This is a genomic window from Nocardioides renjunii (assembly GCF_034661175.1).
Classification (GTDB): Bacteria; Actinomycetota; Actinomycetes; order Propionibacteriales; family Nocardioidaceae; genus Nocardioides; species Nocardioides renjunii.
Genome location: NZ_CP141058.1, coordinates 308,896 through 322,612, shown reverse-complemented (window position 1 = coordinate 322,612; position 13,717 = coordinate 308,896). Strand labels below are relative to the sequence as shown.

Below are 13,717 nucleotides of genomic sequence, written 5' to 3'. Positions count from 1 at the left end.
GGTCGAGATGATCACGGACGACGAGGCAGGCTTCGATGCCTTCGTGACCGCGCGCGGCGCGGCGCTGTCGCGCACGGCCTACCTGCTCACGGGTGACCACCACCTGGCCCAGGACCTGGTGCAGGCCGCGCTGCTGCAGGCGGCGAAGCACTGGCGGCGCATCCACACCTCGCCGGAGGCCTACGTACGCCGGGCGATGTACCACCAGAACATCTCGTGGTGGCGCCGACGAAAGCTGGTCGAGACGCCGCTGCTGTCCCACGACGGCGCGGCGCGGCTCGCGGACGCCGACCTGCGGCTCACCCTCGACGAGGCGCTCGCGCGCCTGACCGCCAAGCAGCGCACCGTGCTGGTGCTGCGCTTCTACGAGGACCTCACCGAGGTCGAGACCGCGCGCGCGCTCGGCATCACCGCCGGCACCGTGAAGTCGACGACCCGCCAGGCCCTGTCCCGGCTGCGCACCCTCGCGCCGGAGCTGGCCGAGCTGATCGGAGCAGACGCATGACCATCCAGCCGGGCCCCGACCTCCGCAGCACCCTCCACCGCCTCGCCGACGCAGCGGAGCCGCTGCCCGTCTCCGACGACCTGTGGCAGCGCGGACGGGCGGCCCGCCGCCGCGGCCAAGCCCTCCTGGTCGCCGCGGTGCTCGCGCTGATCGTCTCCGTCGGAGGAGTCGCCTCCCTCGTGGTCGGTGACGACCGGGAGGCGCGTACGGCGTCCGGCGAGGTGCCGGGCGGGGCCATCCCCAGCCGGATCACCGACGGCACCAACGAGCCGTTCGAGGACGACCTCGCGATCGGGCGGGCCTCGGTGGCCTTCGTCTCCAACCACATCCGCGTGATCACCGCCGAGGACGGGCGCTACCACCACGTCGCGTTCGACGACCCGGAGCTGGCCCTGTCGCGCGAGCCTGCGGTTGCTCTCTCGCCGGACGGACGACGCCTGGCGTGGTCGACGCCGAGCCGCATCGCCATTGCCGACCTGGAGTCCGGCGACATCGTCACGTTCCACCACAACGGAGGTCGTGGCGCCGAGGTCGCCTCCCTCGTCTGGCTGCCGGACTCGGTCCGCCTCAGGTGGCAGGGCGCACACGACGGCCAGGAGGTGGCGGCGGACATCGACGCGACGGGACCGTCGGAGTCCCCCGCCACCCCGGTCGCGGAGCGTCCCGCGGTGACCGGGATCCCCTCACCCGACCTCGACATCCTCGCCATGCGCGCCGACGTCGTCGTCACGGCCGCGCCGTTCCTGCAGGAGGGCGACGGCCCCGGCGGCGGGCCCGAGAGCGAGAGCATCGATCGTGTCCTCCCGACCGACCTCTACCCGGACGGCGCGACGGTGCGACCGCTGGGCTGGGCCGAGGACGACCTCGTCGTGGCGGTGGTCGACCCGACGCAGAGCGACGTGGTCGAGCACCCGCGCCTGGCCATCTTCACCTCGCCGGACCGCCCGGAGTCCGAGTGGACCTATCGCGAGTTCCTGCCGCGCCTGCCGCCCGTCGAGTCGCTCAGCATCGCCGTGGACCTGGTGCCGGACCTGACGGGCGATCCCTCCCAGCAGCTCACCCACGACTTCGGCACTCCCTCCGACGACGACCCGCCACGGCCGCTGGGGATCGAGCTCTCGCTGTTCATCGGGCTCGGGGTCGCTGCGGCGATCGCCGTACTGCTGGCGCTGCGGTGGCTCGGGCGCCGGTTCCTGGCGGGGTAGTCCCCATCGAACGGGTCGCCGGATGGGCCGCAGCACGACCCGTTTGATGGGGACTACCGACGGGCACGTCGGACGGACCGAACGCTCGGGCCACCCGATCGCTCACGCGGAGCCGCGGCAGGTCGACAGCCGTTCAGTCCGTACGACGGCCAGGCTCAGGCCCGCGGGTCGCGCCCCGCGAAGGCGACGAGCCGGTCGTAGGGCAGTGCGTCGTCCGGGACGCTGACCGGCGGGCCGAAGGCGCCGGCCCGGTTCTCTTCGGTCAGGCCCTGCTGGAGGAACGCCAGCCCGCGCTCGGCCACCTCCGGGTCGAGCGGCATCGAGTGCCCCGTCGCGCGGAGCAGGTCCCAGGTGTGCACCCCGATCTCGGCACTCTGCCAGTCCGCCATCCCCGCCTCGTCCTCGGAGCGGTCCGCCCAGTGCTCCACGAGGCGGTCGGCGTCGGCGCGGAAGTGCTGGGCCCACTGGTCGTCGGCCACGTCGGGGACCGCCGACCAGTCCACCTCCTCACCGCGGGCCATCGCGAGGAAGTTGCCCAGAGCGGCCACCAGGTGCCCGACCAGGTCGCGCACGGTCCAGTCACCGCAGTGCGTCGGCAGGTCGAGGTCCTCGGGGTCGAGGGTCGTGAGGGCGGCGCGCGCCTGGTCGAGGGCGCGGGACAGGACGGTCACGGGACGCGGGATGTCGGCCATCCGCCCACGCTAGGGCGGCGTGCCGGGACCGGCAACGCTCAGGAGGAGGTGAGGTAGGCCAGCTGGGCGCGCACCGACAGCTCCGCCGCGCCCCACAGCACCGGGTCGACGTCGGCATAGACGACCTCGACGATCGCCCGCGGCAGCGTGTCGTGCGGGAAGGACCCTCCCTCGCGCGCGGCCGCGTGCAGCCCGCGCAGCGCCTCGCGCACCTGGGCGAGCCGCTGCTCGCGGTGCGCGAGGTAGGTCTCGAGCGCGCCGAGGGCGTCGTCGATCACCGGGCCGTGGCCGGGCCACACGGTCGTGATCCCCCGCTCGCCGCACAGGGCGTGCAGCCGCTGGAGCGAGGAGAGGTAGGCGCCGAGCTGGCCGTCGGGGTGCGCGACGACCGTGGTGCCGCGGCCGAGCACGGTGTCGCCGGTGAGCACCGCCCGGTCCTGCGGGACGACGAACGACAGCGAGTCGGCCGTGTGGCCGGGCGTGGCCACGACGTGGACCTCGAGGCCGCCGACCACGACGACGTCGCCCTCGCCGAGGCCCTCCGAGCCGAGGCGGTGCGCCGGGTCGAGGGCGCGTACGCCGCACGCGTGCCGCTCGGCGTACTCGCGGGCCGCCTCGCTGTGGTCGGCGTGGTGGTGGGTCAGCAGCACCACGGCCACGTCGCCCGCGGCGGCGTCGATCGCGTCGAGGTGCGACGCGGTGGACGGGCCCGGGTCCACCACGACGGAGCGTGACGAGTCCGGGTCGCGCAGCACCCAGGTGTTGGTGCCGTCGAGCGTCATCGGGCCGGCGTTGGGCGCGAGCACGCACGTCCCGGTCGACCCGAAGACGCCTCCCGACCAGGTCATCGACGAGCCATCAGGTCGGCGTAGGCGGGCGGTGTGGAGAGGATGAAGTCCTCGCCGTCGGCCACGACCTCCGGCATGAACATTTCCACGGTCCGGTCCCGCGCGGCGGCGAGCACCGCGTCGGGGTCGGCGTGCTGGCCCACCTCGAGGCAGGTCAGCCAGGTCGGCGGGAGCATCATGATCTGCTGCTGCTCCACCTGCGCGACGGCGTCGAGCGCGGCCGCCCAGGTGACGGAGGACGACTCGGTCGAGACGTCGCGGGTGACCTGGCCCTCGGGCAGCCGCGCCACGAAGAACCAGGTGCGGTAGCGCCGCGGCTCGAAGACGGGCGTCAGCCAGCCCGACCACGGCCCGAGCAGGTCGGTGCGGAGCACCAGCGACCGCTTCTCGAGGAAGGCCGTCAGCGACAGCTCGCGCGTCTCGAGCGCGACCCGGTCGGCCTCCCAGTCGTCACCGGTGGTGTCGGCGACCACCTCGTCGGCACCCGCCCCCGCAAGGAGGACGCCCGACTCCTCGAAGGTCTCGCGCACGGCGGCGCACACCAGCGCACGGGCCCTCGGCTCGTCGCACCACAGGCGCGCGGCCCACTCCGCGGGCGACGGCCCGGCCCACAGACCGCGGTCGACCAGCTCGTCGTCGAAGTCGCGCGGGTCGACGCCGCCGCCGGGGAAGACGCACATCCCGCCGGCGAAGGCCATCGACGTCTGACGCCTCAGCAGGTAGACCTCGGGACCGGACGACGCGGCGCCGTCCGCCCCCGGCCGCAGCAGCACGACCGTGGCCGCGTCGCGCGGCTCGGCCGGCGTGGCGCCGCCCTCGGCGTACGACCGGGCCTGCGCGACGAGGGCGTCGGGAAGCGGCAACCGCTCCACGCTGGCCATGGGCGATCAGACCTCGACGATGATCTCGACCTCGACCGGCACGTCCATCGGCAGCACCGGCACGCCGACGGCCGAGCGGGCGTGCTTGCCGGCCTCGCCGAAGACCTCGCCGAGCAGCTCCGACGCACCGTTGGCGACCTTGGGCTGACCGGTGAAGTCGGGCGTCGAGGCCACGAAGACGACGACCTTGACGACCCGCTTCACGTCGTCGAGCGAGCCGATCTCCGCCTTGACCGCGGCGAGAGCGTTGAGGGCGCACTGGCGCGCGCACTCGTAGCCCTGCTCCTCGGTGACCTCTCCGCCGACCTTGCCGACGGCGATCATCTCGCCGTCGCGGGCGGGCAGCTGGCCCGCGGTGAAGACCAGGTTCCCGGTGCGGGCGGTGGGCTGGTAGGCCGCGACCGGCGGGACGACCTCGGGAACGGTGATGCCCAGCTCGGCCAGGCGTGCCTCGGCGCCCACGTCAGCCCTGGCCCGGGCGCTTGAGGAAGGCGATGAGTCCACCCTGGGCGTTGGTGTGGATGGCCACCAGCTCCCAGCCGTCCTGGCCGAAGTTGTTGAGCATCAGCGCTTCGTTGTGGAGCGGAATCGGCGCCACCTGGTATTCCCACTTCGTCATGGCTCGCACCCTACTCGGGGCCCATCCGCACGGGCAGACGTCCTCCCGCGGACTGACGCGGCGCCCGTCGGCTCCGTCTATCGTCCGCACCATGGACGAGCACCCGTGGCGGCTGGGCCCGCGCGCGCGGCTGTGGTTCGACCGCCTGCTCGTCGGTGTCGTGCTCGTCCTCGGCGGCGTCGGCCACGCCGCGGCGGGCCAGCCGGTCGCGGCGCTGCTCACCGTCGTGGAGGCCGTGCCGCTGCTGTGGCGCCGCCGGCACCCGTGGCCGGTGTTCCTGGCGGTGGCAGGTGCCAGCGTCCTCCAGGCCGCGGTGGAGGCCGAGCCCATCGTCGGCCAGCTCGTCTTCCCCGTCGCGGTCTACTCCGTCGCCCGCTGGTCGCCGCGGTGGCAGTCGGTGACCGCGCTCCTGGTCGGCTATGCCGGCGCCGTGGTCGCGGCGGTGCGCTGGATCCTCGGCTTCGGAGCCGGCGAGCTGACCGTCGCCAACCTCGCGCCCTACACCGTGACGATCAGCGCCATCGTCACCGCCGCGTGGGCGCTCGGCTTCGCCGCGCAGGAGCGGGAGAGGTACGTCGCCTCGCTGGTCGCGCGCGCCGAGCAGGCCGAGCGGATGGCCGAGCGCGAGGTCGAGCTGGCGGCGCGCGACGAGCGGTCGCGCATCGCCCGCGAGATGCACGACGTGGTCGCCCACGGGCTGTCGGTCATCGTCATCCAGGCCGACGGCGCCCGCTACGCCGCCGCCAAGGACCCCGGGGTCGCGGTGGGCACCCTGGAGACGATCTCCACGGCCGGCCGGGAGGCGCTCACCGAGATGCGACGGCTGCTGGGGCTGCTCCGCGACGGCGACACCGGCGTCGCGCCGCAGCCCGGGCTCGGCGACGTACGCCACCTCGTCGACGAGGCACGCGCGGCGGGGACGCGGGTCGAGGCCGACCTGCCGGCGCCCGTGCCGGAGGTGCCCGACGGCGTCGCGCTGGCGGCCTACCGCATCGTGCAGGAGGCCCTCACCAACGTCCGCAAGCACGCCGGCCCCGGCGCGACGGTGCGGGTACGCCTCGCCGTGGGCCGAGCGGTCGAGGTCGAGGTGCGCGACGACGGGCGCGGTGCCGCGGCGGACACCGACGGGCACGGGCTCGGCCTGGTCGGCATGCGCGAGCGCGCCGCGGTCCACGGCGGGACGCTGGAGGCCGGACCGGCGGCGGGCGGCGGGTTCGCGGTGTCTGCGAGGCTGCCGCTGTGACCGAGGGACCAGCAGCAGCGCCCGTCCGCGTCTTCCTCGTCGACGACCAGCAGATGGTGCGCGCGGGGTTCCGGATGCTCGTGGAGAGCCAGGACGACATGGTCGTCGTCGGCGAGGCCGGCGACGGCGGCGAGGCGCTCGAGCGGCTGGCCGTCACCACCGCCGACGTCGTCCTGATGGACGTCCGGATGCCGCGGCTCGACGGGGTCGAGACCACCCGGCGGCTGCTCGCGACCGACGCGCCGCCCCGGGTGATCGTGCTGACCACCTTCGACCTCGACGAGTACGCCTTCGCCGCGATCCGCGCCGGCGCCTCGGCCTTCCTGCTCAAGGACGCCGCGCCACCCGACCTCCTCGGCGCCATCCGGGCGGTGCAGGCCGGCGACGCCGTCGTCGCGCCGAGCACCACCCGCCGGCTGCTCGACCACTTCGCCGCCCTGCCCGACCCCGCTGCGGCGGCGACCACCGACGACCGGCTGGCGCTGCTCACCGAGCGCGAGGTGGAGGTGCTCACCCTCATCGCCCGCGGCCTCAGCAACACCGAGATCGCGGCCGAGCTCGTGGTCGCCGAGACCACCGTGAAGACCCACGTCGGCCGGATCCTCGCCAAGACCGGCTCGCGCGACCGGGTCCAGCTCGTAGTGCTCGGCTACGAGTCGGGGTTGGTCCGGGCCTGAGGTCTTGGCCGGGCGGGCCGGCCGTCTGGAGTCCCCGGATATCCGGTGACCGCCCCACTTACAGGTGGAGATCTCTACCGATAAGCACGGAACTCGGGTGCAAAGTCCGGCCGTCGCGTCCTCCCAGGGTCGTACGCCACCACGCCCCGTCCACCTGCGGACGGACCCCGGGTCCGTGCCGAGGGCCGACGATCGCGAGGCCCGCGACGACGAGCGTTGCCCCCATGAGGACGACACCCACGACGACACCCACGACCACACCCACGAGCACCCCGATGACCCCCCTGCTGGCCGACGCCACCACCGCCGCGAGCGCCCGCGGCCTCACCCGCACCTACGGCAGCGGCGACAACACGGTGCACGCCCTCCGCGGCGTCGACCTCGACCTGCCCGCCGGCCGGTTCACCGCGATCATGGGCCCGAGCGGCTCCGGCAAGTCCACACTGATGCACTGCCTCGCCGGGCTCGACGCCGCCACGTCGGGCACGGTCACCGTCGCCGGTCGCGACCTCGCCGGCCTCGACGACACCGCCCTCACCCTCTTCCGGCGCGAGCACATCGGCTTCGTGTTCCAGGCCTTCAACCTGCTGCCCATGCTCACCGCGGGGCAGAACATCGTGCTCCCGCTCGAGCTCGCCGGCCGTCCCGTGGACCGCGAGCGCCACGACCAGGTCGTCGGCGTGCTGGGCCTCGCCGACCGCCTCGACCACCTGCCGAGCCAGCTGTCCGGCGGCCAGCAGCAGCGCGTCGCGATCGCCCGCGCGCTGGTCACGCAGCCCGACATCGTCTTCGCCGACGAGCCCACAGGCAACCTCGACAGCGAGGCGAGCGCCGAGGTGCTCGGGCACCTGCGGCGCTCGGTGCGCGAGCTCGGCATGACCGTCGTCATGGTCACCCACGAGCTCGACGCGGCGGCCTACGCCGACGACGTGGTGGTCATCCACGACGGCGTCGTCACCGCCCACCTCACCCGGCCCGGCCAGGACGAGCTGGTCGCCGCACTGCGGGGACGGAGCGCCTGATGCGCAGCGTCCTGCTCGCCTCGCTGCGCCACCACACGCGCAGGTACGTCGCCGCCGCGCTCGCCGTGGTCATCGGCGTCGCCTTCGTCGTCGTCACCGGGATGCTGACGGGCGCGACCCGCGCCGGGCTGACCGCGGACGTCGGCGCGCCCGTCGCGGCGGTCGACCGTGTCGTCACCGTCGACCGGGCCCGCGACGCCACGCGGCTCATCGACGCCGCCGCCGAGGAGGGCGTCCCCGCGCTCTCGCTGGGCTACGCCATGGAGACCGTCGCCCGCGACGGCGTCCAGCTCGCGGCGACGGCCGACATCGCCGAGGTGTCCCTCGACCCGGCCCTGCAGTGGCAGGAGCTCGAGGACGGCCGGTTCCCCGACGCCGCCGGGGAGGCGGTGGCCGACGCCAACGCGGCCAAGAGCACCGGGGTCGGCCTGGGCGACGTCGTCACGATCGGGACCGGCGCGGCCGCCGCCGACGTCGAGGTCGTCGGCCTGGTCGACAGCCCGCCCGCGATGGGCGCCTCGCTCTACGTGCCGTGGGAGGTGCTCGAGGGGTTCCGCGCGACGCTGTGGGTGGAGTCGGTCGCCTGGGGCGGCTCCGAGGAGTTCGCGTCGACGGTCGCGCCCGGCTCGACCGTCGAGTCGGCCGACGACTGGGTCGCGGCCCGGCAGGCCGAGATCTCGCGCGGCGTCGACGTGCTCGCCGTGATGGCGCTGATCTTCGTCTTCATCGCGCTGTTCGTCGGCGTGATGGTCATCGCCAACACGTTCGCCATCCTCTTCGCCCAGCGCCAGCGCGACTTCGCCCTGCTGCGGTGCGTCGGCGTCACCCGGCGCCAGCTCCGCCGGGCGGTGCGGCTCGAGGCGTTCGCGCTCGGCGTCGTGGCGTCGCTCGCCGGCGTCGCCGTCGGCGCGGCGTCGGGCTACGGCCTCGTCGCGCTCGTGCGGCACTGGTTCGCCGACATGGGTGCCGCGCGTCTCGACCCGGTGTGGACCGGAGGCGGCTTCGCCATCGGCCTCCTCGTCACGCTCCTCGCTGCCTGGCTGCCCACGCGCGCCGCGACCAAGGTGGCGCCGCTGGCAGCGCTGCGGCCCGACACGGGCGTCGACGTACGCTCCGCCGCCGGCCGCTGGCGGCTCGCGTTTGCCGTGCTCCTCCTGGTCGCAGGCACGGCGGGGATGGCCGTCTCGGTGGCCACGCAGGCCGTGCCGGTGATGCTCGTCGGCGGCGCTGGCGCCTTCGTCGGCGTGCTCCTGCTCGGACCCGTCCTGGTGCCGGCGCTCATCCGCCTCGTCGGCCGGCTGGCCGGAAGCGGTCCGGTGCGCACCCTCGCGACGGGCAACGCGGTGCGCAACCCGAGGCGTACGGCGACCACCGCCGCGTCGCTGCTCATCGGCGTCACCCTCACCACGGCCGTCCTCACCGGGCTGGCCTCCTCGCGCACGGAGCTCGACCGGGAGATGGACACCTCGCACCCGCTCGACGCGACGATCACGGCGGTCGACGGCCCGCTCGAGGCAGACCTCGCCGAGCGGACGACGGCGGTCACCGGGGTCGCCGACTCGGCCGTGCTCGACGGCACGATCGCCACCATCGCGGGCGTCGAGCTGCCTGTGGCCGCGGTCCCGCAGGGGCTCGACGTGGTGCGCGGGCTCGACGATCTCGCGCCGGCCGACGGGGTGCTCGTGCTGCCCTCCGACGTCATCGACGAGCTGCCGGGCAAGGTGGGCGACCGCGTGTGGAGGGACCTCGACGCCACCGTGGTCGTCGACGGCCGGGAGCGCACGCTGGAGGTCGAGCCGGCCAGCGGGTGGGGCCGCGCCGGTCTCGTCTCCGCGGCCACGCTCGCCGCGCTCGACGCGTCGCCGCAGCCGACGGCTCTGTGGGTCCGCGCCACCGACGGTGCGGACGCCGAGGACCTCCGCGGTGACCTGGCCGCGCTCGCCGGCGCCAGCGGCGCCGGGCTCGACGGCGGCTACTCCCAGCGGGCGTGGGTCGGCCTCCAGGTCGACGTCCTGACCGGCGCGGTCGTCGGCCTCCTCGCGATCGCCATCGTGATCGCGCTCGTCGGCATCGCCAACACGCTGGGCCTCTCGGTGCTCGAGCGCGGCCGGGAGAACGCCCTGCTCCGCGCGATGGGCCTGACCCGTACGCAGCTGCGGCGGGCGATGGCGACCGAGGGACTGCTGCTGTCGGCGGTCGCGACGCTGCTCGGCACGGCGCTCGGGCTGGTGTTCGCCTGGGTCGGCGTGCAGGTGCTGATCGCGAGCGTCGTCGACGACGCCCGGCTGACGGTGCCGGTGCTGCAGGTGGGCGGTGTCGCCGTCGTGGCGGCCCTCGCCGGCCTCGCCGCGTGCGTCGTACCGGCGCGCAAGGCCGCACGGGTCACCCCGGCGGCGGGCCTGGCCCTGGACTGAGGGCCGACAGGGTCGCCCGGGCACGGCACGGGCCCCGGACCTCCTCGGGGGAGGGGTCCGGGGCCTGTCGTCAGTGCCTCAATCCGTCTTGCGCGCCACCAGCACGCCGAGCACGGCGTAGCCGACGACCAGGTGGAGGCAGGCGACCGCGTGACCGACGGTCTCGCCGAAGATGCCGAGCGCCGGGATGGTCACCACGGCCCAGCTCTCGGCGACCATGGGCCAGAAGCGGGTGACGCCCCGCCACCGACCCGCGATGGCGATGCGGATGCCGATGAGGAACATGCCGAGCATCGACAGCGGCCAGAACGCGTCGAGGAGCAGCCACCCGACCTGGTCCATGTCGGTGAGCCCCAGGCCGTCGCCGGCGGTGGAGCAGATCGCGAGCAGGACGGCGGCGGCCTCCACGCGCAGCACGGCCCGGGCCAGCCGGCCGACGCCGAGCGCACGGGTCCGCCACAGCGTGCGGAGGAGGAACAACAGGCCGACCTGGAAGAGGCCGGAGGACAGCGAGAACGCCAGCTCGGCACCGCGGGTCTGCGGGTCCAGGCCGACGACGGCCATCGTCGCGGCCCACGCCAGCGCGCCGGTGGTGAGCACCAGGCCGTGGACAGCGTAGGGACGGGTGGGGGTCGCGGTGCCGTTCGCGGCGGCGGCGACGTCGGAGCGGGCGGGGGCGGGTGAGTGCGAGACGGTCACGATCGGGATCCTTCGGTGGCAGGGACGGGGCCGCTGTCTGCGGCACCCCCCGACCTTCGCGGACCCGGTGACCCGCCGGTCAGGGAGGAGCGTCCCGACGTCGGTCCCGTCGCCGGGTCCCGTGGACGAGGGACCTCGGTCCCGGGACGACGGGACCCCTCCGCGGTGATACTGCTCGCGTGAGGAAGGTCTTCGAGCCCGTCGCGATCGCCGTGATCTGCCTCGCCGCGGTCGCCGCCTCCCTCTGGCTCGACCTCGCCACCACGGGCGCCGAGCGCGCCGCCGCCTCCACCGAGCAGGCCACCACCACCGCGGTCCCCGGGCTGCTGCTGGCCGTCGCGGCTGTGGTGGTGCTCGTGCACCGGCCCGGTGACGCCGTCGGCCGCCTCCTCGGCGTGGTCGCCTGCTGGTGGACCCTCGACGGCACGCTCTACGGCTGGGTGCCGTTCAGCCTGGCCCGCGACCTGCCCGGCACCGACCTGGGCTACTGGTTCGTCGCCCGCATGGGCGCGTTCCTGCTGTCCGGCCTGGTCTTGCTGCTCCTGCTCTACCCCACCGGACGGCTGCTGGGCGGCCGCTGGCGGACCGTCGCCATGGTCGTCGCCTGTGCCTCGCTCGCGCTGCCGGTGATGCTGCTGCTCGCCCCGGACCCCGTGGTGTTCTCCGCCGGGGAGCCGGTCGGGTCGACCGAGCTGGTCGACCTGCCGGTCTCCGACGCCACGGCCGCGACCGCCCTGCGGGTCGCCCAGCTGCTGACCTTCGGCTCGGTCATCGGTGCCGTGGCGATGGTGTGGGTGCGGCACCGGCACGCCGACGCCCGTGAGCGTACGCAGCTCAAGTGGCTGCTGTGGGCCGGCATCATGTGCGTGCTGGTGGTGCTGGCCGGCGCCACCTTGTCGGTCGGGGGCACCGTCACCACCGTCCTCCTCGGCCTGGCGGTGGCGGCGCTCGCCGTCTCGGTCTCCGTCGGCCTGCTCCGACCCGGGCTCGGCGACGTCGACGCCCTGGTCGCGTGGACGCTCACCACGGCCGCCGTCGCCGGCGTCGTCGTGGTGGTCGACCTCGCCGTGCTGGCCGCGGGCACCACCCTGCTCGGGGAGCAGCTCGACGAGCGCGACGTCACCCTCGTCGTGCTGGTCCTCGCCGTGGTCGTCTACAGCCCGCTGCGCACGTGGCTGGGCGGGCTCGTGCGCCGCGCGCTGCTGGGGCGTCGCGGCGACCGGTACGGCGCGGTGTCCGCGCTCGCCGCCCGGCTGGAGACCACCGGCACGGTGGACGAGCAGCTGCCGGCCCTCGCCGGCGCGTTCGCCGAGACCTTCAAGGTCGGCCACGTGCGCGTGGAGGTGGTGGCGCCCGACGGCGGCGTGCTCTCGGCGTCCCACGGCACCGCACCCGTCGAGGTGCAGGAGATCGACATCGCCTACCAGGGCGAGCGCGTCGGCCGCCTCGTCCTGCCGGCCCAGGGCTTCCGCTCCAAGCTGTCCCAGCGGGACCAGGGCCTGCTGGTCGACCTCGTCCGCCAGGCCGCGGTGGCGGTCCGGGCGCGGCTGCTCGCCACCGAGCTGCAGGAGAGCCGCGAACGGCTCGTGCTCGGCCGGGAGGACGACCGGCGGCGCATCCGCCGCGACCTCCACGACGGCCTCGGCCCCGCGCTGGGTGGCGTCGCCCTCCGGCTCCAGGCCGCGGGCAACGCCATCGACGACGACCCCGACCGTGCTCGCGAGCTCGTCGCCCTGGCCCGCACCGAGATCGGCGAGGCGCTGGACGACGTACGCCGGCTCGTGCACGACCTGCGACCGCCCGCCCTGGACGACCTGGGCCTCGAGGCCGCCGTGCGCCAGCAGGCCGACCGGGTCCGCCCGGAGGTCGACGTGGAGGTCGAGGCCGAGGGGACGACGGGGCTGCCGGCCGCCGTCGAGGTCGCGGCCTACCGCATCGTCGCGGAGTCGCTCACCAACGTGGTCCGCCACGCGGGGGCCAGCCGGGCCCGGGTACGCCTGCTGGCCGGTACGTCGGCGCTGGAGGTCGAGGTCGCCGACGACGGCCGCGGCATCGGCCCGGACGTCACCGCCGGGGTCGGCCTGCTGTCGCTGCGCGAGCGCGCCGAGGAGCTCGGCGGGCGCTGCGAGGTGGTCTGCCCCGCGTCCGGCGGCACCACGGTGCGCGCGGTGCTGCCCTACGGCGCGGCGAGGGACGAGACTGGGCGCGTACCTGTGCCAGGGAGGACCATCCCGTGACCGATCCCATCCGGCTGCTCGTCGTCGACGACCACCCCGTCTTCCGCGACGGGCTCGCGTCCCTGCTGGCCCCGCTGCCCGGGATGGAGGTCGTCGCCCGTGCCGCCGACGGCGCCGAGGCCGTCAGGCTGGTCGAGGAGCACCGTCCCGACGTGGTGATCATGGACGTGCAGATGCCGGTGATGAACGGCATCGACGCCACCCGCGCGGCCGTCGCGGCCCACCCCGGCGTGGGCGTGCTGGTGCTCACGATGGGCGAGGACGACGGCACCGTGCTCTCCGCGCTGCGCGCGGGAGCGCGGGGCTACCTCCGCAAGGGGGCCGACCAGGACGAGATCGTGCGCGCCGTGTCGACGGTCCACGGGGGCGGGGTCGTGTTCGGCGCCTCGCTGGCCGCCCGGATCGCCGAGGTGCTCGCGCCGACGGCCCGCCCGGAGCGTCCGTTCCCCGAGCTCACCGAGCGGGAGACCGAAGTGCTCGACCTGATCGCCGCCGGGCGCAACAACGCCCAGATCGCCCAGCAGCTCTTCCTGTCCCCCAAGACCATCCGCAACAACATCACCAGCATCCTCGCCAAGCTGCAGGCGACCGACCGCGCGGACGTCATCATCCGGGCCCGCGACGCCGGACTGGGCCGCCAGGGGTGACGACGCCGACCCGCGGTGGCACTAGGTT

At 74.8% G+C, this 13,717-nt stretch carries 14 protein-coding genes; 8 read left to right on the top strand and 6 right to left on the bottom strand.

The features are described from left to right. Positions 1-7: 7 nt before the first annotated feature. Both SHK17_RS01445 and SHK17_RS01440 read left to right on the top strand, forming a co-directional pair. On the top strand, positions 8-505 hold the full coding sequence (locus tag SHK17_RS01445) for a SigE family RNA polymerase sigma factor (protein WP_322920835.1): 498 nt from the start codon (positions 8-10) through the stop codon (positions 503-505). Next, on the top strand, positions 502-1,710 hold the full coding sequence (locus SHK17_RS01440; RefSeq protein WP_322920834.1) for a TolB-like translocation protein: 1,209 nt from the start codon (positions 502-504) through the stop codon (positions 1,708-1,710). The genes SHK17_RS01445 and SHK17_RS01440 overlap by 4 nt, the downstream gene beginning before the upstream one ends. 155 nt (positions 1,711-1,865) lie before the next feature. Here SHK17_RS01440 and SHK17_RS01435 read toward each other — a convergent pair whose 3' ends face one another. Genes SHK17_RS01435 through SHK17_RS01415 form a run of 5 tightly spaced genes read right to left on the bottom strand, consistent with a single transcriptional unit; the run spans position 1,866 to position 4,750 of the window. After that, positions 1,866-2,402 carry a TIGR03086 family metal-binding protein gene (locus tag SHK17_RS01435; protein WP_322920833.1) on the bottom strand — a complete coding sequence of 179 codons (537 nt, stop codon included), beginning with the start codon at positions 2,400-2,402 and terminating at the stop codon, positions 1,866-1,868. A gap of 38 nt (positions 2,403-2,440) precedes the next feature. Then, the gene (locus tag SHK17_RS01430) at positions 2,441-3,250 is read right to left on the bottom strand and encodes an MBL fold metallo-hydrolase (protein ID WP_322920832.1); all 810 of its coding nucleotides are present in this window, start codon (positions 3,248-3,250) and stop codon (positions 2,441-2,443) included. Continuing rightward, a complete protein-coding gene (locus SHK17_RS01425) occupies positions 3,247-4,131 on the bottom strand; it encodes an NUDIX hydrolase (protein ID WP_322920831.1) in 885 nt (294 codons plus the stop codon). The genes SHK17_RS01430 and SHK17_RS01425 overlap by 4 nt, the downstream gene beginning before the upstream one ends. Before the next feature lie 6 nt (positions 4,132-4,137). Then, positions 4,138-4,593, bottom strand: a complete 456-nt coding sequence (locus SHK17_RS01420) for a RidA family protein (protein ID WP_322920830.1) — start codon at positions 4,591-4,593, stop codon at positions 4,138-4,140. A 1-nt stretch (position 4,594) separates the two neighbouring features. Beyond that, positions 4,595-4,750, bottom strand: a complete 156-nt coding sequence (locus SHK17_RS01415; protein WP_322920829.1) for a hypothetical protein — start codon at positions 4,748-4,750, stop codon at positions 4,595-4,597. A 91-nt stretch (positions 4,751-4,841) separates the two neighbouring features. Here SHK17_RS01415 and SHK17_RS01410 point away from each other — a divergent pair, with 91 nt between their 5' ends. From SHK17_RS01410 to SHK17_RS01395, 4 genes are all read left to right on the top strand, one after another. Continuing rightward, positions 4,842-5,993: a sensor histidine kinase gene (locus tag SHK17_RS01410; protein ID WP_322920828.1), complete on the top strand. Its 1,152-nt coding sequence runs from the start codon at positions 4,842-4,844 to the stop codon at positions 5,991-5,993. Then, positions 5,990-6,670 (top strand): response regulator transcription factor, encoded by a 681-nt coding sequence (locus SHK17_RS01405; protein WP_322920827.1) that lies wholly within the window; start codon positions 5,990-5,992, stop codon positions 6,668-6,670. Before SHK17_RS01410 ends, SHK17_RS01405 begins: the two co-directional genes overlap by 4 nt. Positions 6,671-6,945: 275 nt before the next feature. After that, complete coding sequence (locus tag SHK17_RS01400) at positions 6,946-7,692, top strand: ABC transporter ATP-binding protein (RefSeq protein WP_322920826.1); 747 nt, start codon at positions 6,946-6,948, stop codon at positions 7,690-7,692. Beyond that, positions 7,692-10,106: an ABC transporter permease gene (locus SHK17_RS01395; protein ID WP_322920825.1), complete on the top strand. Its 2,415-nt coding sequence runs from the start codon at positions 7,692-7,694 to the stop codon at positions 10,104-10,106. Before SHK17_RS01400 ends, SHK17_RS01395 begins: the two co-directional genes overlap by 1 nt. 78 nt (positions 10,107-10,184) lie before the next feature. On the opposite strand, the gene SHK17_RS01390 is transcribed toward SHK17_RS01395, so the two are convergent. After that, positions 10,185-10,805, bottom strand: coding sequence for a hypothetical protein (locus tag SHK17_RS01390; RefSeq protein ID WP_322425732.1), 621 nt, complete (start codon positions 10,803-10,805; stop codon positions 10,185-10,187). A 179-nt stretch (positions 10,806-10,984) separates the two neighbouring features. On the opposite strand from SHK17_RS01390, the gene SHK17_RS01385 reads away from it, so the two are divergent. Next, positions 10,985-13,042 carry a sensor histidine kinase gene (locus tag SHK17_RS01385; RefSeq protein WP_322920824.1) on the top strand — a complete coding sequence of 686 codons (2,058 nt, stop codon included), beginning with the start codon at positions 10,985-10,987 and terminating at the stop codon, positions 13,040-13,042. Continuing rightward, on the top strand, positions 13,039-13,689 hold the full coding sequence (locus SHK17_RS01380) for a response regulator transcription factor (RefSeq protein ID WP_322425734.1): 651 nt from the start codon (positions 13,039-13,041) through the stop codon (positions 13,687-13,689). The genes SHK17_RS01385 and SHK17_RS01380 overlap by 4 nt, the downstream gene beginning before the upstream one ends. Positions 13,690-13,717: the final 28 nt, after the last annotated feature.